The sequence below is a fragment of the Ktedonospora formicarum genome (assembly GCF_016587355.1).
Lineage (GTDB): Bacteria > Chloroflexota > Ktedonobacteria > Ktedonobacterales > Ktedonobacteraceae > Ktedonobacter > Ktedonobacter formicarum.
This window is the reverse complement of the sequence record NZ_BNJF01000001.1, coordinates 3,133,863-3,155,603: the sequence shown is the minus strand read 5'-3', so window position 1 is coordinate 3,155,603 and position 21,741 is coordinate 3,133,863. Positions and strand designations below refer to the sequence as shown.

The following is a 21,741-nucleotide window of genomic DNA, read 5'->3' as shown; positions in this document are numbered from 1 at the left end:
ACAAGAACTGGTTTCCAACCTCTCTTTATCCACGCTCCTGAAAACCAGCACTCAATCCAGTTCTCTTCAATATTTACCGTTTTCAAGGGCTGCAAAAAGAAGAACTTTATAGGGCAAACTATGCCCTTTGACTAGCACCTGGAAAACAAAGGGAATAAAAGATGGAACACAACGAGTTATTTCAGACTGAGGGCAATATCGTCTTGCGGGACGTGAGGGAGAGTGATCTGGCACTCTTCTTTGAGCAGCAGTTAGATCCTGAGGCAAATCACATGGCAGCCTTCACAGCAAAAGACCCCACGGATAGAGATGCCTTCATGAAACACTGGCATAAAATACTCGCTGACGAGACCACTTACAATCAAACCATCCTTGCACATGGACAGGTGGCGGGTCATATCGCGAGCTATAAAAGCGACGCCTTCGATGGGCCAGAGGTTACTTATTGGATCGGCAAATCCTATTGGGGCCAGGGAATCGCTACCAGAGCACTATCATTATTTCTGAAGCTTCAAAAGGTACGGCCTATCTACGGTCGCGCCGCCAAGGACAATCCTGGCTCTCTGCGGGTACTGGCGAAGTGTGGTTTTAATCCAATCGGCGAGGACAGAGGATTCGCCAACGCACGCAATGAGGAGATCGAAGAGCTTCTCCTCAAGTTAGACTAAACTATCTACGCGAATTTGTAGGAATTGACAGGGTGGTCAAGTAGCGGTGGAGGTTCCTTTCTCATGGCAATTTATAAGCAATCCAATCAGCTTCAACCTTCCCCCTTCACCACCCATTTTGCCAGCTTTCCATTTTTTTCTGCTGATACTTTCCGCTTTTAACGGATTTAAAAAGAAGAGATAGGAGAGAATAAACTTGCAAAATGCAAGCCATAATAAAAGATCAAAAGAAAAACATACTGTCAGTCGTCGACGCTCATTTTATTTACAAAAAGAAAGAATAACATCCATGCCTACAACATTTATTGAGCAAGAAGCCACACCCAACAATGATGCTATAGCTTCTGAAACTATCAAAGGCTCCGTGGCAAAGCCTGCAAAATCCGTCACTGTCGCCCTGACGTTTATGATAAGCTGCGTCACCCTGTTGATGACTGGCTTCGCTATCATCATTCCCGTCTTCCCTCAGCGCTTGCAGGCTCTAGGCTTGGGAGCAGGAACGTTGGCTTTGATGGAGGGAGCCTTTGGCCTGGGTATGTTCCTTTTTAGCACCCCAATGGGTACGTGGGCAGGGCGTGTTGGTCGCAAACCAATTCTCTTCATCTCTCTAGCTGGCTTTATCGTCACCAATCTTGCCTTAGCCTTTGTGAACATCCCCCTCCTCTTTATTCTTATCCGCTTTATTGAGGGCATGTTGATTTCGGGCCTGATGCCTGTCTCTATGGCAATGGTGGGCGATACCATTCCCCAGGAGCGGCAGGGGCGTTGGATTGGCTTTATCACGACCGCGCAGGCCACTGGAATCGCGCTAGGGCCGGGTATTGGCGGCTTTCTCTATCAGGCTATGGGCTTTGTTGGCCCCTTCGTCCTCTCCGCAGGAATCGCGCTTGTGGCATCTCTACTTGCCCTGATCCTGGTACCAGAAACCCTGCCAGAGCATGTGCGGTTAGAAGCCATACAAGCCAAAAATCAGCGGGGTTCAAAGGCAAAGACCGCAAAGGACTCGCGCCTGATAGGACTCATCTTACTCTTTGCGCCCTTCTTAATTATCGACTTCGGCATGATCTTCACCTATCCTTTCGCCTTCCCACAGTATCCATTCTTCTTTGAGAAGGTGCTCCACTACAGTACCGCCCAATATGGCGTGATTATCAGCGCCTACGGCCTGGCCCTGGCGGTCTTCCCGCTCTTCCTGGGACGCCTGAGCGAGGGCCTGCCGAAAAAACCGCTCATAGTCATTGGTAGCTTGCTCTTTGGTGCTCTTAACATGTTTATGTTCGCCGCGCCTCTGTATCCGCTCTTGATCCTGGGGGCCATCCTGGGTGGGCTGGGAAGCGCCCTGGTCTCTCCCGCGATGGGCGGCATCTACCTGAGTGCTACCACAGATGCTAATCGTGGCAAGGTGATGGGAATGCGTGGATCGGCCATCTCACTCGCAGTCATGCTTGGCCCATTGACGCAGGCACTTATTGGTCCCTGGATCACCCCCCAGATCACCTTCGCCATTGGCGTCATTATCTCTCTGGTCATGGTTATTATTGCCTCCCTCTTGCTGAAAAATACCCGGCAGGAAGGACGAAGCAACGTAGAGCAAGAGAGAGCACTCCCTCGTCTACATTGAGGTAATAGTGAGATGATAAACAAGTAGTATCCGCTCGCAACCAACCTCTTTCCAAAACTCTATAGCCCAGGACACAGCCAGCAGCCCCGAATTGGGGCTGCTTCTGCATAGGAATACACTCTCCACCTGTGCTATAAAAAAACCAGCACATCATAGCCTGATAGCTTGCATTTCGCTACAGGCGGGAAACGGGCAGGGTCTAGGAGCAACAATCTCGACTCTACCATGTTCCCCACAGGCAACCAATCAGGCACACCGCAGCTCTGAGCGCGATGCCCACACGGTTGCAGCACGTTCACAAACATCACCCTCTGCCAAAAGGTGCAAGTCTTGAGGGGATCATAGACGCGAAACATCCACACCGACATTCGGAAGGAGGAGAGACAATGGTGTCATTGTCTCTCGCACTTGCACGCGAGGCGCGTGAGAATTTCGACGAAGCGCCTTTCGTCGGAACGCTCAGGTACTTCGCATCCATCGACTCCGGCACGTGCCATGTGCCGGGGATCAACGTCAAGGCCAGCTTCTACGAGCGCGAGCTCAAGAAACTGGGCTTCAAGGTCACGCTGACCTACGACCCCAAGTACGGGAACAACCTCTCGGCGGTGCTGGAGGGCAAGGGGAGCGTGTCCATGGGCCTCATAGGTCACTTGGACACCGTATACCCTGTCGGCGCAGCCGAGCAGTTCCCGCCCCGTATCGAGGGCAGCATGCTGTACGGTCTCGGCGTTGACGACATGCACGGCGGGAACTTGCTCATGCTTGAGGCTCTGCGCTTCCTTCTGAAGCGCGGTTGCAGGAACTTCAAGAAGATCGTTGTCATCCTGGACAACGACGAGGAGCAAGTGTCGATGCACTCCCGGCCCTGGATCCAGGAGCTCCTCAAGAAGCACCAGATCGACGTGGGGCTCGAGTTCGAGTCCCAGGAAGAGATGATGGGGAACGGCATCCACATCACGGATGCCCGGCGAGCCCTCCATGTCTACGACCTCACGGTCTTCGGGCAGGCGGGCCACGCAGGGCTTGGCGAAGGTGTCGACGCCTTGCGTGAGCTGGTGGCGAAGCTCGAAGCGCTCTGGGCGATGGAAGCGCAGTACCCTGGAATAAGCGTCAACTCCACCAACGTCGGCGCAGGGCTCGGCATTTCGCACAACATCACCCCGGCGGAGGCCACGGCAAAAATCTCCATCCGCTCGACAACACGGGAGGAGCACGGCACAATACCGGGGATAGTCCGAGAGATCGCGGAAACGCCGATCAAGGTGAGCGGAACGCAGGCAGAGCTCAAGCTCCGCTTTCACTCGTCACCCCCTTACCACGCAACCCCGCTGATAAAGCGGCTGGCTGGCCTCGGTGAGGCCGAGGCCCGAAAGCTCGGGCTTCCCTACTCCGCGACGGCCAAAAAGGGAACCTCCGACGCCAACACGTTCGCCGAGCTCGGGATTCCCGTCCTCGGCAGCCTCGGTCCGATCGGCGGCGGCGATCACGAGGCCGCCAACGAACACATGCTCCTCGGTGATCCGCTGCGCGATAAGTTCGCCTTCGTGGTGGGCATGATCGCCCGTATCTGCCAGGAATGGGCGGTCTGAGCACCTTCGCGCATGATCTGACCTGAGTGTCACCAACACCCAGGCCACACCCTCGGCTCACAAGGCCAGAGAAGGGTGGAGGGAGCCGTTCGGCAGCTACAAGCTACCGAACGGCTCCTTCTCTTTGTATTTTGCGATCTCTTATCATCTACATTCTAAGGCAAAGAACATAAAAAATCGTCAGTGATGAAGAGGTGTAGACAAGGGACGAGGTTTGCGCTACCATGAATCTAAACCACTTACCTTGGCTATTAGAAAGGGGTCGTACAGATTCTATGGCGGAGCTTGACGCATATATAACGAAGAATGAAGAGCGCTTCCTGGAGGACCTGAAGGGATGGTTGCGCATCCCAAGCATCAGCACCCTACCAGAGCACACAAGCGACGTACAGCAGGCGGCAGAGTTCGCGGTGGGTCAGTTGAAGAGCATCGGCTTTGAGCAGGTAGAGGCCATCGCGACCCAGGGACATCCCCTGGTCTATGGCGAATGGCTGAAGGCTCCTGGCAAGCCTACGCTACTTGTCTATGGGCACTATGACGTGCAGCCAGTCGACCCTGTTGAACTCTGGGATACACCTCCTTTTGAGCCTACCGTGCGTTCTGGTAATATCTATTGCCGTGGAGCCTGCGACGATAAGGGTCAGACCATGCTGGTCTTCAAGGCTCTGGAATCACTCATGGCGGTGGATGGCAAGTTACCAGTAAACGTGAAGGTCTTGATCGAGGGTGAGGAGGAAGCTGGCGGCGAGTCGATTGAGCACTATGTGCGCACCATGCCCGAGCGTCTGGGATGCGACGCCGCTTTTATCTGCGATACACATATGCCAGGACCCGAGACCCCCGCGCTAATATCGGGACTACGTGGTATCATTTACACGGAGGTTGAGGTGCATGGCGCGCGACGTGACCTGCATTCAGGCACCTATGGAGGTATCGCGCCCAATCCCCTCCACGCGTTGGCTATTATCATCAGCAAATTGAAAGACGAGCAGGGGCATATTCACATTCCCGGCCTCTACAATAAGCTACGCCCTGCGGCCCAGGTTGAGAAAGACTTCTGGCAAAATGATCCTTTAAACTTCGCTGAGAATCTGCGCGAAGAGATGGGTGTTGAGCAACTGGCTGGCGAGCCAGAGCATCCCCCACTGGAGCGCATTAGCGCCCGTCCTACCTTTGAGGTACATGGCATCGCGGGTGGCTTCACTGGTGAAGGTGCCAAGACCGTCATTCCAGCTCAAGCCACAGCCAAGATCAGTCTGCGCCTCCCACCCGATCTCAAGTCACAAGAGTGTTTCACTCTCTTTGAGAAGGCCGTACAGGAGGCCGCGCCCGAAGACGTGAAGGTCATAGTACGCAATGTGCATGGCGGCGAAGGACTGGTTGTGGAGCTTGATAATCCCGCCATCGTTGCGGCAGCTACCGCCTTGAAAGAGGTCTATGGTAAGGAGCCGGTGTATCTGCGCGAAGGTGGCTCGATTCCAGTCGCAGCTCTTTTCAATGAGATCCTAAACGTGCCGGTAGTATTGATGGGCTTTGGTCTCCCAGATGACAATCTGCATGCTCCCAACGAGAAATACTCACTATCACAATTCTACAAGGGCATTCGCACCGTCGCCCGTTTTCTTCAGAATCTGGCCTAACTCCTTATAGATAGTAAAGAGCGTCCAGGGCCTGTCCTCTGACAAGCCTGGACGCTCTTCTCTTTCTCTTCTAAAGGCAGAGACCCAGCACACGGGCCTGGCGCAAGACCTCAGCACCGGTCTGAAGATCATGGCTGGCGGCAACCGTCTGCGCGGCCTCATTGAGAGCCGTAAGCGCTGCTGGTGTATCCAGATCATTCTCCATTGCCTGCTGGAAGCGTACGCGCAAGCTTACGTCCTCGCCGCTGGTCTCATCTCCAACAAGACGGCGTACATGGATAAAGCGCTCGACCGTCTCATGAGCCTGGCGCAGATCCTCGGGCATACATTCCCACGCCTTACGATAATGGTGGCTCTGAAGAGCCACACGGATCGTATCAGGAGTATACTCTTTGAGTAACTCACTGACCAGTGTCAGATTGCCCAGCGACTTACTCATCTTCTCCCCATCCTGATACACCATGCCAGTGTGCATCCAGACTTGGCTGAATGGCTTCTCGCCTGTGTAGTGCTCCGACTGAGCGATCTCACATGTATGGTGTGGGAAGGCCAGATCAGCCCCACCACCATGAATATCGATGCGAGGTCCCAGGTGGCGAATTGACATCGCGCTACATTCAATATGCCAGCCAGGGCGACCTGGACCCCAGGGACTGGGCCATGCGGGCTCACCCGGTGCTTGAGCCTGCCACAGTACAAAGTCTAGTTTATCACGTTTGCGTGTATCATCTGGAAAGTTACCACGCTCATTCGCGATATTGAGCATCGCCTGATAGTCGTCGAGACCGATAGCGCGCGCCATCTCACCGAAGTCTGGGTCCTTCTTGACATCATAAAAGACACAACCCTCACTCACATAGGCAAGGCCCTGCACCACAAGCTCCTGCACAATTTCCACAATATGCGGAATCTCATCCGTTGCGCGCGCATACACGTCTGGTCGGCGCACATTGAGCGAGTCCATATCGCTCAGGAAACGTGCCGTCTCGCGGCGACCCAGTTCATCCCAGGCCAGCCCTAGTTCGCGCGCCTTGCGTAACACATCGTCATCGATATCGGTCACATTCTGCACATAGCGCACAGTCGTTCCCTGAGCCTCAAAATAGCGAATAAGCGTATCGAATGAGACATATGTAAAGGCATGACCAAGGTGCGTTGTATCATAGGGCGTCACACCACAGACATAAATACGCACCAGATTCTTCTCAAGGGGCGTAAAGGGGGCGACGGTTTGGGTCAAGGTATTAAATAGTTGCATCGGTATCTCCGAGTGAGAATAAACGAATAGCGTTTTGAGTAGTAACCTGGGCGATCTCCTCTAGCGTCATCCCGCGAATGTCAGCTAATTTCTGCGCGGTATGTCTGACAAAGAGTGGTTCATTACGGCGCGAGCGCTCTGGTTTGGGCACAAGATAAGGGCTATCAGTCTCTACCATCACGCGATCCAGAGGCACCATACGCGCGACCTCTGGCAGTTCATTTCCCTGCTTAGTCAGGGGACCCGCGAACGAGAGGACAAAGCCAGGGCAGGTACTCAGGCATTCCTCCGCCTGCTGGACTGTTCCAGAGAAGCAATGGAAGACACCTCGCAAACCTTTTCCATGCGCCCGTAATAACTCCGTGACATCCTCATGTGAATCACGCACATGAATAATACAAGGCAGGTCATACTCGCGTGCCAGATCCAGGTGCGCGCAGAAGACGGTGCGTTGCGTATCGCGTGGTGTGAGCATACGATAGTAATCCAGTCCGAATTCGCCAATGGCAACGACCTCTGGCTCCTTCGTCAGCGCGCGCAGTTGTGCCTCCACCTCTGCCGTATATGTGCTGGCATCATGAGGATGCACGCCAACACCAGCGAAGATTACCCCAGGATGCTCTTGAGCAAGTTGTAACGCCGCCTGACTAGACGCGAGGTCGCACCCAGGATCAATCATACGCGTGACGCCACCTTCGATGGCACGTTGAATGACATCTTCGCGATCTTCCTGGAAGCGAATCGTGTCGATATGAGTATGGCTATCGGTAAGCACTCGATGGTCCTTTCAACAACGCGCTCCAGCGTTCATCATATTCCATAACACCACCTCTCACGCGTTGTCCCAGATATTTGCGCTTGTTTCTTTGTCCAACTGCTATTATGATCGGCCAAAACTTCAGCATTTGTAGTATATGCAAACGCCCCGCATGGTGTCAAATCAGGATGAGTTAGCCGAATGGCTATACATCGGCAAGAAAAGGCCTTATTGCTCTCGTCTAAAACTACCCTTTTTAATGCTGCATAGCAGTGAGCACACATTCCGAATGGTGTTCAAAAATTGAACACCATTCGGAATGTGTGCTCACTGCTATGCCTCTATACTGCCTAGTGCGTTAAGCGGTTAATGTTGCGCGATACGCATATGTGTCTCACTCATTGGAGGCTTATCAATATTGGGGAGCTAGTAATTAGCCTGACATTGCGTGTGACTAGAGCTCAGCGCTGTCCAGCCAGATTGTAACCGGCCCATCATTGAGGAGATTGACAAGCATATGTGCGCCAAAGACACCACCAGCAACACGTATTCCACACGCTGCCATGGCTTCTTTAAAGCTTTCAACCAGTGGGGCAGCAATAGCAGGCAAGGCAGCGTTTACATAGCTAGGACGACGTCCCTTGCGTGCGTCGGCATAGAGGGTAAACTGCGATACCACCAGAGCAGCGCCCTCGGTATCCAGCAGCGAGCGATTCATCTTCCCCTCGTCATCCCCAAAGATGCGCAGGTTGACGATCTTTTCTACTAATGTCTTCACTTCGGCCTCGCCATCCCCCTGCCCCACACCTAGCAGGATCAGCAACCCCTTACCGATCTCCCCCACAACCATATTATCAACAGTGACGCTCGCTTGACTTACACGCTGTAGTAGTGCTCTCATATGACCTCAAATTCCTCGCTCTCTCCACTCATATAGCGCCTCAAGTTCGCAAGACTCCATCTATAGGCAATAGGATCAAGCAACTTACAATCAGAGAGAAGCAGGCTATAATAGACGCGGTACACATGTACGCTGGTCAGCACGCTCTCACCATACCTCTGTACAGCCAGGCGAGTAAAGTGTTGCCGTTCTCGAAGCGTAACAAAGTTATAGAGGTCGAGGAACATGATTGCCCCGGCAATATCCATCATATGATCGCCAACAGCGCTCCAGGGGCTGACATCCAAAACAGCAGAGATTTCCTGTCTCTCATTAGCCAGCACATTACCGAAGAAGTAATCTCCATGCACAAAACATCTCTCTGGCTGACGTGGCAAGGTATTGAGGTCCTGATTGAAACGCGCCAGTACATCACTTACGTCAATACCATCCACTTGCAAATCAGCACGCGAGTGTGCCAGTTTGCGCGGAGCAATCTCCCGAATAAAGTCCTGCCAGTCATCATACATGGCATCGTCCCCAGGCAGCACTGGACCATACCTTAAAGTTGGCAATTTCACCCGTGCAAAAGCCGACAACGCATCCAGGTAGTTCCGTAGTAACGTCAGCCGCTGTGAGGCATCAAACTGCCCATATATATCGGCAATGGGGCGACCAGCTAGCCTCTTCTCAATGAGATAGACGAGGCCCTCATACTGCTCTATACTTTCGATTTGGGGGAGTGCAAAGGGTAAATGTTCACTCGACAGCAAGAGATAGGTTGCCCGTAGAGCCTCCAGGTATTGCATTGTGCCATCATTAACGGATTTGCAGACCCTGATCACTTTCCCGTCTGTATAGTAATAGGTCTGGCTCTCCGAGCCCTCTCCCAGTAAAACTGGCTCTTGCACATTAAGCGCACGAAATAATCCCTGAAGCTCAAGATCCCTTATTCGCATGATACAGATTGCCCCTCCTTGGAGGAAAGTGCTTAGCCTCTTGCGTCTTCATCCTTTTGTTCATGGGGCTCAATGCTCGTCTGGAGGCCAACCGCGATAGCAATGGAGAGGTGAGCCAGGTCCGCGATACTCACATCGAAGGCACTTAGGCCAAGTTGCTGTGCCCGAAGCATTGCCATACCATGTAGGCGCACAGAGGGTCGCCCACTACGAAGTTGTACCACTTCCATCTCACGCCATTTGACACCATGGATGCCCGTTCCCAGGGCCTTGCTGATAGCCTCTTTTGCCGCGAAGCGGCCCGCAAGGCGCGCAGGCTTATTGCGGCACTGTATGACCTCTTGCTCGGTAAAGACACGCTTAAGGAAACGTTCGCCATGCTTCTCAAAGACTTTGCGTACCCGGTCAACCTCGATAATGTCGATGCCAACCGCGATATTCACCCCTTGCGGGGCTTGCAGGGGAGCAGGCAAGCCTGCTTTACCAGCCGGGCCAAAGAGCCAATCGGGAATCTCGATTCCCGGTTGCCGCACCAGTGGTGTAAAGAGCAGAGGTTGCTGGTCGTCCATCGTTTTTTCCTTTACAGCTGTGCTCAGAAAGCTTGGACCCCACATATGTTAGACGCAGAGCTTTAGCCTGCGCAGGGCTCACCGTTCAACCGATTTGCCCTCCGCTTTAGGTATCTTAGCAATACCCCTACAATAAGTTGTTAGATCAAGGGAATTGCCTTTGGTAATTCCCTTGATCCCACGAAGCGCTTTAACGCTGAGAAGTCTCCAACAGGCACAGGGGCTTACCGCGCCCCATGAACTTCCTGGCTATTTGGTTTCTTCGAGCGTCAAGAGGGGGGTATCACTCAGGACGCTTGTAGTATCCCCAGGAGGGAGGATCGTCGGAGCAGGACCCGTCCCGCGCCCAATGCCACGATAGATGAAGCCGTAGCGGTTCATCTCGTTCGCCTCATAGATGTTGCGCCCATCAATAAGTACCGGGCGACGCATCGCTGCGCGCACCTGCAACATATTGAGAGACTTAAATTCGTTCCATTCAGTCACCACCACCAGGGCATCAGCCCCAGTTGCGACATCGTAGGCACTCCCACAGAAATCAACCATGTCCAAATTGACGCCTTCGCGCTCCAGAGCAGCACGCCCAGTCTCAACAGCGACTGGATCATACACACGCACGGTTGCGCCCTGCGACGTCACCCAGCGAATGATATCAACAGAAGCCGCCTCACGCATGTCGTCCGTATTCGGCTTGAAGGCCAAGCCAAGTACACCAATCACACAACCGCGCAACGCACCTAGAATATTCGTTAGCTTATTGATAACCAGGTGGCGTTGATCATGGTTGATATCCATTACAGCGTGCAACATCTGAGGATGCAGACCAGCCTCATCCGCCATATGAGCCAGCGCGCGTACATCCTTGGGGAAACAACTGCCACCATAGCCCAGACCAGCATCCAGGAAGGCACGACCGATACGCTTATCGTGGCCCATACCTTCAGCGACCTCTTTGACATCCGCGCCCAGGCGCTCACAGATCTGAGCGATCTCATTGATAAAGGAGATCTTGGTCGCCAGGAAGGCATTGGAGGCGTATTTAATCATCTCGGCAGTGTAGATATCAGTGACGATGATTGGCGCACGCAGAGAGAGATAAAGACGAGCCACACTCTGAGCCGCCTCAATATCTGAAGAACCAAGAACCACACGATCAGGATGCTGGAAGTCCTGAAGGGCCGCGCCCTCGCGCAGGAACTCGGGGTTGGAAACAACCGCGAAATTCACCTCTGGGCGCTTGAGGTTGTTGCGAATGACTCGCGATACCACGTCACCGCTGCCAACTGGTACGGTGCTCTTATTAATCACGATGGCGTAGTGGTCTAGCTCTTCGGCAACCATACGCGCCGCCGTCTCCACATAGCGCATGTCTGCTGCCCCCTGGTTAGCACCAGTGGGGGTGGGAACAGCAATAAAGATAAATTCGACGTTATCCAGGCCTTCTTTATAGCTGGTGGTGAAGCGCAGGCGACCCGCATGCACATTGCGCTCAACCATCTCTTCCAGGCCCGGCTCATAAATAGGGAGAATACCTTGCTTGAGCTTGGCGATCTTCTCTTCAATTACATCTACACAGACAACATTGTTACCCATATCAGCAAAGCAGGTGCCGGTAACGAGCCCGACATATCCTGTTCCTAGAACACAGATATTTGACACGATATTACTCCTCTAAAGTGACAAATGGATTTTCGTGTTTCTCTTCCTCAATCGTAGTAGGCTCACCATGACCAGGAAAGACAAAGAGGTCATCAGCCAATGTATACAGCTTGCTTCGAATCGACTGTACCAGTTGCTCATAACTGCCACCTTCCAGATCTGTACGCCCAATGCTGCGATAAAACAAGGTATCGCCGCTAAAGACGCAATAGGGCTGGCTAATCAGGCAGATGCCACCTGGTGAATGACCCGGCGTTTCCACAACCTCTAGCGTGAGAGTACCAAAGGTCAGATGGTCGCCTTCCTTGAGCAAAATATCAGGCTTCCGCTCGACAAGAGGTGTCTTCAAATTATAGCGAGCCGAGGTGCGCGCGTCTGTATACATGTATACATCAGCGGCATGAATCGCCAGAGGTACTGGGTAGGCCGCGCTAACCTCATCAATCGCGCCGGTATGGTCAAAGTGGCCGTGAGTATTGAGAATATATTTTGGAATGAGTTGTAGTTCTTGAATGGTATCGAGGATACGCTGAGCCTCATCGCCCGGATCGATAATCACCGCCTCGCGAGTTTGAGGACAAGCGTAGAGATAACAATTCTCCTCCAGCATCCCCACGGTAACGCAAGCCACAATGGGCTGCGCCTGATTGGCGCTGGTATCAGACATAATATGTCGTTCTTTCTTCATTTGTAGGTCCTGGATGACCCAAATGATAAGCTATAGCCATACGAAGGCTACGACCTTCAGCGTTGTTCCATCCTGGCTTAAACACAGATGCGCATTCTCTCGCACCCCATTATAGCATAAGAGCCTCATCCACTCTCGCGCCGATAGCCAGCACTCTTCTCAGAGCGCCTTTGTAATTAGAGACTGTTTACTTCTCCGAATCGTAAACTAATATAGCTGGATATTCCTATATCACTACATCTACAGGCTATTTGCTGGCTATGAGAGATACATAAGAGAAAGGCCACAAAGTCTTTTCCGTTTTCAGCTAGACGAAACGGAAAAAGATATGTAAAATGGGAGTATAAGGATAACTCAGGCAACCCAATACATCGACACATACACAGGCAGCCCGATTTAATGCTCACCAAGGTCTCTGTCCTATGTCAGGCCAGCACTCAGTGTCCACATAGGAAACGAACAGTCGATAGCACCTGGAGGAAGAGAAAGCAAACATGTCGAAGGAACGCAAAACTTACCGTCGGAGTCCCGGACGCCAATATGACTCCAATTACGATCCGCTAAGCAGCCAGCATGGCGCGAGTCAAAGTGATCGCATGTCTTCGCAGTCCGGTAGCCGCTCCGGCACTCTTCACTCACAGCGGCCCGATCCACGCAGGACACGTCAACTCCTGCGCCAGCAGATCATTTCCAGTAAATCCCAGGGCACAGACGAAGAGAATACAGACCTTCAAGAGCTAGAAACCGATGAGGTTGAGCAGCGCATCCGCCGCACCTCCGGCGCGATGGTTGGTCATACCACCTCGCGTCATTTGCGTGGAAATCATGACAGCGCCTATGAGGCCCCACATTTACCAACAACGCGCGAACTCTATCCCGATGAAGGTGATGAATGGGAGCAAGCCGAACTTGATGAAGTTATGGATGATGAGTATGGAGATGATCCATTAGACGCGCGTGTAGACTACGCAAGCTCCAGCGTTTCACGTCCATCACAAATACCACCCCGCCGCAGCGCACTCATAGATGAGCGACGCGAATCCGGTAGCCGTCTCCTACACCCCACCCCTGCCGAAGAGGAGTATGAGGAATTTGAGGAAGAGTATGAGGATGATGAGTATGAGGAGATCGATGAGCGTCAGGCACGCCGCCAGAAGAAGCGTAACCGAAAGATGACGCGCCGTGGCATCCTGATCGGACTTGGAGCCGCCACTGTCGCAGGTGCTGGCATTACTGCTTACGAACTCGGGCCGAAACTACCCCAGGCGATTGGCGATGCTGGCACTAATATCGAACGGCAGGTCCAGGATGCGTTTAACAAGGGTTTGACCCAGGGTGCGGAAAACGCACGTAAGGAAATGCTTACTGCTCTAGAGAACCTGGAAGGCTTTACCCTGGATGGTGCAATTACTGCTGCCAAGCTGACACGTGTGGCATATGACGTTTTCGTCGCGCCTATCGTACAGTTTGGATCGTCCGTTGCGGTGGATTTCCTCAAGGCAATGCTTTCCGCTCTCAAGACTGCTCGCGGTCTACTCGCGGGCGTTTATCAGGATAACGCAACGCTCCAGGCAATTCAGAAGGTGCTTGAGAGTTGGGTTGACCAGGTACAAAAAATGCCTAAACAGCTCACAGCAATTACCCAGACAGATCTGGATGGCGCTCAATCTTACCTGCGCGCACTGCAACGCAAAGTTGAGGAAGAGAAAGCTAAATTGGCTAATCCTCAGACAACACCGACAGTCTCCGCAACGTCCCAAACGACACCGACTCCTAAAACAAAGAAGTAGCGATTCTCCAGGTCAGCGTTTCCTTAGCGCTTGCGTATTGAAGATATAAAATGGAGGGCGGGTCTGCTATCAGTGACCCGCCCTCCATTTTATATTCCTAATGATTGCATGTTCGCGGAGTACAAATCTATGCCTGTGCTGTGCTACTTGAGGGCTGTTCAGGTTCGTGCGCCTCTGCACCCTCACCCTCTTCCATGGCAGGTTTTATGGAAGCCTCCTGCTCTTCTACAGACTCCTGTTCTGACAAAACCGACACTTCGTCGTTATCCACCGCTACCTCAGGCTCCTCGTCAATCTCGTTCGTGTTCTCTATACTCTCACTATCTGTAGCCGTTTGTTTTGGCTCTGGCTGGGGAATGCCATAGGTGCTCGCCAGTTCACCATCCGGAACAGGCTTGGAGATACGAATAATCCAGTAGGTCATTGGTAATAAGACAATAAACAGGATTACCGAGGTCCATTGCGCCTGTTTGAGAACATGGGTCCCCAGAAAGTCAACAATGATATTGTCGCGCGTGAAGAAGATGAGGAACTGTGTAATCACGTAGGCATACAGGTAGACTAACATGAGCATACCAGGCCGACGAAACTTGCGAGCGCAATAGAGCATCACACCCAGCAGAACGATGTTGGTCAACATCTCGTATAGGGCCGCTGGCTCCACAGGTACTCCGCACAGGTTGTAGCTTGCACAGGCCCAGCTATCGGGATGAACATAGACCGTTGACCAGGGCAACGTACTCTGATAGCCGATAATATCACCATTAATAATATTGCCGATACGCCCAAAGATCTGGCCCACCGTCGCAAAGAGCACACCCGCATCTATCAAGACCAGAGGATTAATATGCTCTTTACGCGCGCGCCATATCATGGTCGCGATTCCCAGGAAGATAGCTCCAAAGAACGCCATCCCACCTTCCCAGGTAGCTATAATATGGATCGGGTTGCGCAGATAGTAATCGACAAAGTTCGGTTGCTGAATAACAAAGTAGAGGCGCCCACCGATGACACCCGCCGCGATACACCACCAGAGCACCCGGTAGACAACGTCCTCCGTGATGCCTTTACGCTTGCAGTATCCCCTGATAGACCATAAGGCGATTAAGATACCAACAACATACATCAAGCCATACCAGCGAATAGCCAGTGGTCCCAGATGTAGTAGCACAGGATCGATATTTAAATAGATATAAGGCGGACCAATACGTATCCACCCCCAATTAATTAGATCTGCCAACGGGAGAGTTCCCATACTTTACTCCGTATAATGAATCACTTCTGGCACAGAAACACACAGAGGAACTGCATGGTATGCCAGCGTTATTATTTCATGGTCTTTCCAGATCCAACTGTATCATAATATGCATTCTCCTACCATGCAACCCATAAGAATCTATCGACAGAACGCATCAATTCTCCATGCGAGGTTTGCTTAACGAGAACAGTCATAGCCAGTCCACCACAAAAATGCTACAATCTTGCTGACACAACATATGCCCACCAGCTATTGAGAGCAGACATTTCAGTGAAAAAGAGAGCTTTCTTCCTACGACGCATAATTCTTATTATATGCGTCGCTATTATTCTCGCTTTGATCGCGCCTGTGAGGCGCGCGCTGTATTACCACTCCTTTATTCAGGGAACGTGTGTCATTACAGCCAGGCATCTGCAAAGCGATAGCCAGAACAGTAAACGCCCCATCTATAAGCCCATATTCACCTATACACTCACTCTGCCTGATGGACGCCAGATCAACACAAGCGGTTTCGATGGGCCAGATACTTTTGTCTATAGCACCCAAAAGCTCGCGCAAAATGTGCTGGATAGTTATCCGCTCGGGCAACCAATCAACTGTTGGTATGATCCTGCTCAGCCTGAACGCGCGCTCCTGGTCTTCCAGGGCTATAGCTCTGAGCAGGCGCTCTCAACATTTCTCTTCTTTCTCCTGGCCTTTATGATCTTCCTTCCAGCTCTAGCCTATCTCTTTGAGTGGCAATTCTGGCGTTATGTCGCGCTTCGCATACGTGGTACCCTCACTAGAGGTATTGTTGTCAATCGTATCGAACAGCGCAAACAGGGAATGACATATAATGTCTATACAATCCTCTATCGTTCAGAAGATCAACAGGGCGGGGTCGCGCGCCATATCCAGCTTACTGCGCCTCCTATCGAGCGGCACAGCCTCCCCGATCTCTACAATGTCTTCGTGTGCTATGATCCACGCCAACCTCTCTATGACCGATGCGGAAAATATCCACGCCTGTATCGGATCATTCCAGGTCTTATTGGCTCGCTCATCTTCCTGGCGCTGACACTAAGCTTTATCTATATGGCTCTGTTTAATCTCTATTGGAACTAGCTTCAGAAGGAAACTACTTATTATGCCAAACGCCCATGAACTCATTTCTCTGGCTCGCCACACATCTCAGCGCGCGCACGCTCCTTACTCTCACTTCCACGTAGGGGCAGCACTCATCGCGGATGGAAAGATATATACTGGCGTGAATATTGAAAGCGCCAGCTATGGCCTTACCCTCTGCGCTGAGCGCTCCGCTCTGGCGACGGCTATATCTGAGGGAGCAAAGACTATCACCGCGATAGCTGTTTCCTGTACCGACACGCCTGCTAATGCTCCGCTCAGCAGCCGTACTCCCTGTGGGGCTTGTCGCCAATGGATGATCGATCTAGCTCCCGACGCGACCGTCTATATCGATGGGGGAGACGATGAGAATGGAGAGCCTATCATTCATACGATGTCTGTTCGAGACTTGCTGCCACATGCCTTTGAATTATGAGTAATAAATAAAGAAAGTCTATCTATTGCTTCAAGGGGTGATCATAGCTTCTTGAACTATGAACATTTCTTGCCATTTGTAGACATTTAAGGCCCTTGACTCATCTGCTATACTCATTGCTAGTACGGCGAGTTACGTCGGAATGTACGCCTGTGGAGATCCTGTAAGACCTGGGAAACCAGGCAGGTTGTTCGTTGAAGCAGGAACCGAACACCAGATATGGCTTGTCCATATTTGGGTAAGTTTCGGATAACGGGATTGATTCTCTGGTATGGCATATGCTATGATCAATTTCTAACACTTCGTGCTCTAACAAAAGGGGCATACATACGTTTACTCTAACGGCCCTAAGGTTGTGTACCCTGGGCGACCAGGAGGGACACGAGCCGTATCCTGCATCTCCCCGAGAGGCAGGCGGCGTGCCCACTGCTATACCTCCGGTATTGGTAAGAGCGGCCGTAAGCTTTACGCTTATAAACTCTGTCCTGCCCCTTTGACTCGCACGAAGTTCCCCGATTACCTGTGGCCCTTCAGAATTTCCTTAATGTTTCTCCTCAATCTTACCCAACAGGCAAACTCCACAATAACGGCTGGCACAAGATTTTGGGAGTAACTTCTTGCAAAGCGCAGATACAGGTAAATATGCTGGTAATTTTACTTGACATGCACTACGTTTCTTGTGTACTCTATAAGTCACAGCAGCTATTCAAGCGTGTCATATTGTATCAGGCCAGCCTCTTTGTAGCGCGACCTCCTAATGCGGTCAAACTTCATTTTTCGCTCTGAGGTATGTCTATGTGGTTTGGCGCTTGCGCGCACCAGTACCACAACGGTCTTCCTACAATTTACCCCCGCTCTCAACGAGGGTTTACTTGCCGCTTGAAGCGTATAAGCGATGCCACCTGGCTCCAACAGGAACATACTGGCACCTTCCTCTACCTGTTTTTATTTTCTCCGCACGATCAACCCGAGGCTCAACAAACACATTGTAATAAACTCTCTATTTCTTCCGGACAGATGGCCCATGGCATCGTTTCCAGGCAGGGCCAGAGAGGGGAGTGGAATGCAAGCAGTAATGATTGCTCCCACTCCCCTCTCTGTTATCTCGCCGGGCCATCTGCCCGGAAGAAACACTGGTTGTTCGCGCACAACGACCTCGTACATGGTGCATCCGTAGGTTGTGTTTTCGCTAACGGGTCATACAGAACAGCTTCAGGAAGGAGCCTATCATGGCGCATCAATTTACACTCGGCGTCGAAGAAGAGTTCCAGATGGTTGATCGACAGACCGGGCAACTGGCATCACATATCCAGACAATTATGGAAAAAGGAGGGCCACTGTTAGGCGAGCACATCAAAGCGGAAATGCTCCAATCAGCTGTCGAATTGATAACAGATGTCTGTCCCAATATTGCGGCACTGCGCCTCGATTTGCAGAAGCTTCGCTCCGACCTCACTAATCTGGTTGAAGCTGAAGGGTTAGCCCTTGTTAGTGCAGGTACCCATCCGATGGCTCGCTGGGAGGAGCAGGAGCGCACACCCAATCCACGTTATGCCGAACTAGAGGAAGAGTATCAGGACGTTGGACGCTCCATCCTCATTTTCGGCCTGCATGTCCACGTAGGCGTCGAAAGTCAAGAGATCGCAATTCCGCTTATCAATCAGCTACGCACATGGTTGCCACATTTCCTGGCGATATCAGCCAATTCACCTTTCTGGGGTGGGCGCAACTCCGGTCTCAAATCTTACCGCGCCATTGTCTGGCGACGCTTTCCACGCTCAGGAGTACCTATGACCTTTGACTCTTACCAGGACTTCGATGCATATGTGGCGCGCCTGATCAAAACTGGCTGTGTGGATAATGGAAAGCGCATCTGGTGGGATGTTCGACCACATCCGTTCTTCAATACTGTCGAGTTCCGTATCGCTGATATGCCAGCGACCTTTGAGGATACGATGGCTCTCGCGGCCCTTGCGCAAGCGCTCGTTGCCAAACTCTCATGGCTACACAAACGCAACCAGGGCACACATGTCCTACCCGCGCATTTTATCGAAGAAAATAAATGGAAAGCCAGCCGGTATGGTCTCGACGCCGAATACGTTGACTTCTCTCAAGCTCGTCGTATGACAATGCGCGAATCTGTGCATGAGACGCTCGACTTTGTCGACGACATGCTTGACGACCTGGGGAGCCGCCGTGAGATCAATTACCTGCGCTCTCTCCTTGATGATCCACGCGGCACTGGCGCCGACCGCCAGCTCGCCATCTATCATGAAACTGGTAGCCTCTCTGATGTTACGCGTTATCTGATCCGTCAGACAGCTCAGAGTAGCCCGCTCAACAATCTGAGGAGCTGGTAGTGGCTTATGATAACCCTTATACGAAAACCAACCCTACCGGGGTAGCAAGCACTATCTCATGTGGGGAATAGTATGCTCAGGTTCTCATATAAAAAACCAGAGTAGGATAACATGTTCGGAAAAACTATCTTCTCCTTACGGTTACGCAAAGCGAGGTAGACGCGACGAGGGGCCTGGCGACCGTAAGTGGATCGCCAGGTCCCTCGTCGCCCCCCCAACATCCCATCGAAGATTCCTCTCACCACTCTTCACGCCCTTACCTCCAATAATCCATATCAAGCATTTCAATAGATATAGTACAATAGAGCGTGAAGAAGCGTAGTTTTTCCATTTAAGAGGCGAAACATTGACGTTTCGCGATACACCAGAGAAGGAGCCACACGCAATGGCGAGCAAACCCTTGCACCGCGCCAGCACCTATGAGCGCTATCTATGTACAGATGAGTTACTTTCGCTTCAAAAGGCTGAGCCCGATCTCGCACACCACGATGAGCTACAATTTCAGGTGGTTCATCAGGTCTTCGAGCTCTGGTGGAAAGAGAACGCGTTCGAGCTGCGCACCATTCGCCAGTTACTCCCTCAGGGGAAACTCCACTACGCACTCCGCCTGATGAGGCGTGTCATTCAAACCCAACATCTCATGCTTGAGAATCTGCGTATGCTCGAAAATATGTCTCCCTGGGACTTCCATGGCTTCCGCAAGGTGCTGGAGGATGGAGCGGGAACCGACTCTCCTGGCTTCCATGCGCTTATGCACCTCTCGCCCTTGCTCTGGGATGACTTCAAGGCTGTACTCAACCGCGAAGACGTAACATTGATCCAGGTCTACACTGAAGCCCAGCAATACCCACTTCTTCGCGACTTCGCCGAGGCCCTGTTGGATTATGACGAGATCTTTCAGCTCTTCCGTGTCCAACATTTCAAGTTGGCTCAACGCATGATAGGTCCCGGATCGATAGGGACTGGCGGAACCTCCATGCGCATTCTCAAACGCACCCTCAGCGATGCCTTCTATCCCGAACTCTGGCAGGTTCGCGATCAGCTCACCGCCCTTGCCCAGCAGCAGGAATAGTTGGGCGCAAAGGGTTAAAGCCCTTTCACTCCTCTTCTGCGAGGGCCGCGAACATATAGCAATTGTAATGCACGGCTTGCTCCAGATCCGCAATCCGAATATGCTCATTGGGGGAATGAGCCGCGTTACCCCAGTACGTCGCATTGCCGGGAGCCATCAGCCCTAATAAGTTCGCGTGCCGTCGCATTGAACCCAACAGGGGAAGCGTTCCACCACCAAGAGGGGTAATTGAAGCTGGCTTCTCAGCATACTCTTCCGCGATACGAGCAATACGCTGCGAGAAGGGATGATCGAGTGGAGTCATGACCGGCTCAGCATTGCCAAAAGTCATGATGCGAATGTCCTGGTAGCCATTGGCATCCAGGTGTGCTCGTAGCTTGGCGACAATATCATCTGGCTCCTGTTCCGGCACCAAACGAAAATCGATCTTCGCCATCGCCTTTGCTGGAAGAACCGTCTTCGAGCCCTCACCTGTGTACCCGCTCAGCAACCCGGCAATGTTGCACGTTGGGGAAAACGCTTGCCGCTTGCGAAGCTCGATGCCAGTCAGGTTATCATTGAAAGCGTCAATACCATATGCTTGCTTCATCAGGGTTTCATTATCTCCCTGCTGCGCCAGCGCCTCAATCTCGGGCTCGCCAGGAATCATTACAGCATCGTAGAAACCGGGGATGCGCACGCGCCCATCAGCATCCTTCAGGGTTGCCAGAGCCTGGACCAGCCGCCAAGCTGCGCTTGGCAAAATAGGGGCGCTTCCTGAGTGCGCATCAACACCAACACCCTGTACATCCAGTTGGACATAGACTAGCCCCTTACAACCGAGCACCAGGCTAGGACGACCATCCTCATCAAAGCCCGAGCCCTCCCACATCGCGCCATCAGCCTCAAAGAGATGCGCATATTTCTTCGCGATCTCCTCGAAGTGGACGCTGCCAATCTCCTCCTCGCCCTCAATCATCCAGCGAATGGTCACAGGCAACTCGCCATGTACCTCGCGAAGAGCGCGAATCGCTGTCAAACGCGCCGCAATCTCAGCCTTGTTGTCCGCCGAACCACGCGCGTAAAGCTTGCCATCGCGAATGGTAGGCTCAAAGGGAGGTGTATCCCAGAGATTCAATGGCTCGGCAGGTTGCACATCATAATGGTTGTATAAGAGAACGGTAAAGGGGCTGCGCCCGCGAATCTCACCAAAAATAACAGGAGGTGCGTCCTCAACCGTCAGACGTTGAGTGCTAAATCCATTCTCTTGCAACAGGCTCTCGACAAGGTTCGCCATCTCCGCCACTCCATCATTCTGAGCCGCGACACTTCTCTGGCGACAGAGGCGCTCTAATAGGTGCAACGCCTCGTCCTTATGCTCCTCAAGATAGGCTTCAACCGCGCTGGATTGTAGCTTTTTAACCATGCGTCGATTCCTTTCTAACCTCTTATGA

Annotated in this window: 18 protein-coding genes; 9 read left to right on the top strand and 9 right to left on the bottom strand. The window is 52.2% G+C overall.

Translation table 11 applies throughout. From position 1 onward, the window contains the following. Positions 1–161: 161 nt before the first annotated feature. The 4 genes from K3T82_RS13640 (at position 162) to K3T82_RS13625 (ending at position 5,518) form a co-directional block, all read left to right on the top strand. Entirely contained in the window at positions 162–668 is a 507-nt protein-coding gene (locus K3T82_RS13640; protein ID WP_220193989.1) for a GNAT family N-acetyltransferase, read from the top strand. Positions 669–957: 289 nt separating this feature from the next. Next, complete coding sequence (locus K3T82_RS13635; RefSeq protein ID WP_220193988.1) at positions 958–2,289, top strand: MFS transporter; 1,332 nt, start codon at positions 958–960, stop codon at positions 2,287–2,289. A gap of 386 nt (positions 2,290–2,675) precedes the next feature. Next, a complete protein-coding gene (locus tag K3T82_RS13630) occupies positions 2,676–3,878 on the top strand; it encodes a M20/M25/M40 family metallo-hydrolase (RefSeq protein WP_220193987.1) in 1,203 nt (400 codons plus the stop codon). Positions 3,879–4,153: 275 nt separating this feature from the next. Further along, positions 4,154–5,518 carry a dipeptidase gene (locus K3T82_RS13625; RefSeq protein WP_220193986.1) on the top strand — a complete coding sequence of 455 codons (1,365 nt, stop codon included), beginning with the start codon at positions 4,154–4,156 and terminating at the stop codon, positions 5,516–5,518. A 70-nt stretch (positions 5,519–5,588) separates the two neighbouring features. On the opposite strand, the gene cysS is transcribed toward K3T82_RS13625, so the two are convergent. The 7 genes from cysS to K3T82_RS13590 form a co-directional block, all read right to left on the bottom strand. Further along, positions 5,589–6,776: a cysteine--tRNA ligase gene (gene cysS / locus K3T82_RS13620; protein ID WP_220193985.1), complete on the bottom strand. Its 1,188-nt coding sequence runs from the start codon at positions 6,774–6,776 to the stop codon at positions 5,589–5,591. Continuing rightward, on the bottom strand, positions 6,763–7,551 hold the full coding sequence (locus K3T82_RS13615; RefSeq protein ID WP_220193984.1) for a TatD family hydrolase: 789 nt from the start codon (positions 7,549–7,551) through the stop codon (positions 6,763–6,765). The genes cysS and K3T82_RS13615 overlap by 14 nt, the downstream gene beginning before the upstream one ends. A gap of 436 nt (positions 7,552–7,987) precedes the next feature. After that, positions 7,988–8,434, bottom strand: coding sequence for a D-aminoacyl-tRNA deacylase (dtd, locus tag K3T82_RS13610; RefSeq protein ID WP_220193983.1), 447 nt, complete (start codon positions 8,432–8,434; stop codon positions 7,988–7,990). After that, positions 8,431–9,372: a phosphotransferase family protein gene (locus K3T82_RS13605; protein WP_220193982.1), complete on the bottom strand. Its 942-nt coding sequence runs from the start codon at positions 9,370–9,372 to the stop codon at positions 8,431–8,433. The genes dtd and K3T82_RS13605 overlap by 4 nt, the downstream gene beginning before the upstream one ends. 32 nt (positions 9,373–9,404) lie before the next feature. Continuing rightward, on the bottom strand, positions 9,405–9,941 hold the full coding sequence (gene acpS / locus K3T82_RS13600; protein ID WP_220193981.1) for a holo-ACP synthase: 537 nt from the start codon (positions 9,939–9,941) through the stop codon (positions 9,405–9,407). A gap of 249 nt (positions 9,942–10,190) precedes the next feature. After that, positions 10,191–11,600 carry a UDP-glucose dehydrogenase family protein gene (locus K3T82_RS13595; protein ID WP_220193980.1) on the bottom strand — a complete coding sequence of 470 codons (1,410 nt, stop codon included), beginning with the start codon at positions 11,598–11,600 and terminating at the stop codon, positions 10,191–10,193. A gap of 4 nt (positions 11,601–11,604) precedes the next feature. After that, positions 11,605–12,267 carry an MBL fold metallo-hydrolase gene (locus K3T82_RS13590; protein WP_220193979.1) on the bottom strand — a complete coding sequence of 221 codons (663 nt, stop codon included), beginning with the start codon at positions 12,265–12,267 and terminating at the stop codon, positions 11,605–11,607. Positions 12,268–12,782: 515 nt separating this feature from the next. On the opposite strand from K3T82_RS13590, the gene K3T82_RS13585 reads away from it, so the two are divergent. Then, a complete protein-coding gene (locus tag K3T82_RS13585; protein ID WP_220193978.1) occupies positions 12,783–14,078 on the top strand; it encodes a hypothetical protein in 1,296 nt (431 codons plus the stop codon). 127 nt (positions 14,079–14,205) lie between these two features. On the opposite strand, the gene lgt is transcribed toward K3T82_RS13585, so the two are convergent. Next, on the bottom strand, positions 14,206–15,333 hold the full coding sequence (gene lgt / locus K3T82_RS13580) for a prolipoprotein diacylglyceryl transferase (RefSeq protein WP_220193977.1): 1,128 nt from the start codon (positions 15,331–15,333) through the stop codon (positions 14,206–14,208). A gap of 273 nt (positions 15,334–15,606) precedes the next feature. Here lgt and K3T82_RS13575 point away from each other — a divergent pair, with 273 nt between their 5' ends. The 4 genes from K3T82_RS13575 to K3T82_RS13560 all read left to right on the top strand — a co-directional run bounded on the left by K3T82_RS13575 (position 15,607) and on the right by K3T82_RS13560 (position 20,308). Then, positions 15,607–16,440, top strand: a complete 834-nt coding sequence (locus K3T82_RS13575; protein ID WP_220193976.1) for a DUF3592 domain-containing protein — start codon at positions 15,607–15,609, stop codon at positions 16,438–16,440. Positions 16,441–16,462: 22 nt separating this feature from the next. Further along, entirely contained in the window at positions 16,463–16,876 is a 414-nt protein-coding gene (locus tag K3T82_RS13570) for a cytidine deaminase (RefSeq protein ID WP_220193975.1), read from the top strand. A gap of 1,229 nt (positions 16,877–18,105) precedes the next feature. Beyond that, positions 18,106–19,236 carry a carboxylate-amine ligase gene (locus K3T82_RS13565; RefSeq protein WP_220193974.1) on the top strand — a complete coding sequence of 377 codons (1,131 nt, stop codon included), beginning with the start codon at positions 18,106–18,108 and terminating at the stop codon, positions 19,234–19,236. 385 nt (positions 19,237–19,621) lie between these two features. Beyond that, positions 19,622–20,308: a tryptophan 2,3-dioxygenase family protein gene (locus tag K3T82_RS13560; protein ID WP_220193973.1), complete on the top strand. Its 687-nt coding sequence runs from the start codon at positions 19,622–19,624 to the stop codon at positions 20,306–20,308. 25 nt (positions 20,309–20,333) lie between these two features. On the opposite strand, the gene K3T82_RS13555 is transcribed toward K3T82_RS13560, so the two are convergent. Further along, positions 20,334–21,713 (bottom strand): M20/M25/M40 family metallo-hydrolase, encoded by a 1,380-nt coding sequence (locus K3T82_RS13555; protein WP_220193972.1) that lies wholly within the window; start codon positions 21,711–21,713, stop codon positions 20,334–20,336. Between the last annotated feature and the right edge of the window lie 28 nt (positions 21,714–21,741).

What these genes read in the sequence shown, in the direction of transcription:
- K3T82_RS13570 (WP_220193975.1), top strand. Translation starts at nt 16,463, where the DNA reads ATGCCAAACGCCCATGAACTCATTTCTCTGGCTCGCCACACATCTCAG.
- K3T82_RS13605 (WP_220193982.1), bottom strand. Translation starts at nt 9,372, where the DNA reads ATGCGAATAAGGGATCTTGAGCTTCAGGGATTATTTCGTGCGCTTAAT.
- dtd (WP_220193983.1), bottom strand. Translation starts at nt 8,434, where the DNA reads ATGAGAGCACTACTACAGCGTGTAAGTCAAGCGAGCGTCACTGTTGAT.
- K3T82_RS13555 (WP_220193972.1), bottom strand. Translation starts at nt 21,713, where the DNA reads ATGGTTAAAAAGCTACAATCCAGCGCGGTTGAAGCCTATCTTGAGGAG.
- cysS (WP_220193985.1), bottom strand. Translation starts at nt 6,776, where the DNA reads ATGCAACTATTTAATACCTTGACCCAAACCGTCGCCCCCTTTACGCCC.
- K3T82_RS13585 (WP_220193978.1), top strand. Translation starts at nt 12,783, where the DNA reads ATGTCGAAGGAACGCAAAACTTACCGTCGGAGTCCCGGACGCCAATAT.
- K3T82_RS13560 (WP_220193973.1), top strand. Translation starts at nt 19,622, where the DNA reads ATGGCGAGCAAACCCTTGCACCGCGCCAGCACCTATGAGCGCTATCTA.
- K3T82_RS13590 (WP_220193979.1), bottom strand. Translation starts at nt 12,267, where the DNA reads ATGTCTGATACCAGCGCCAATCAGGCGCAGCCCATTGTGGCTTGCGTT.
- K3T82_RS13640 (WP_220193989.1), top strand. Translation starts at nt 162, where the DNA reads ATGGAACACAACGAGTTATTTCAGACTGAGGGCAATATCGTCTTGCGG.
- K3T82_RS13630 (WP_220193987.1), top strand. Translation starts at nt 2,676, where the DNA reads ATGGTGTCATTGTCTCTCGCACTTGCACGCGAGGCGCGTGAGAATTTC.
- K3T82_RS13635 (WP_220193988.1), top strand. Translation starts at nt 958, where the DNA reads ATGCCTACAACATTTATTGAGCAAGAAGCCACACCCAACAATGATGCT.
- lgt (WP_220193977.1), bottom strand. Translation starts at nt 15,333, where the DNA reads ATGGGAACTCTCCCGTTGGCAGATCTAATTAATTGGGGGTGGATACGT.
- K3T82_RS13625 (WP_220193986.1), top strand. Translation starts at nt 4,154, where the DNA reads ATGGCGGAGCTTGACGCATATATAACGAAGAATGAAGAGCGCTTCCTG.
- acpS (WP_220193981.1), bottom strand. Translation starts at nt 9,941, where the DNA reads ATGGACGACCAGCAACCTCTGCTCTTTACACCACTGGTGCGGCAACCG.
- K3T82_RS13565 (WP_220193974.1), top strand. Translation starts at nt 18,106, where the DNA reads ATGGCGCATCAATTTACACTCGGCGTCGAAGAAGAGTTCCAGATGGTT.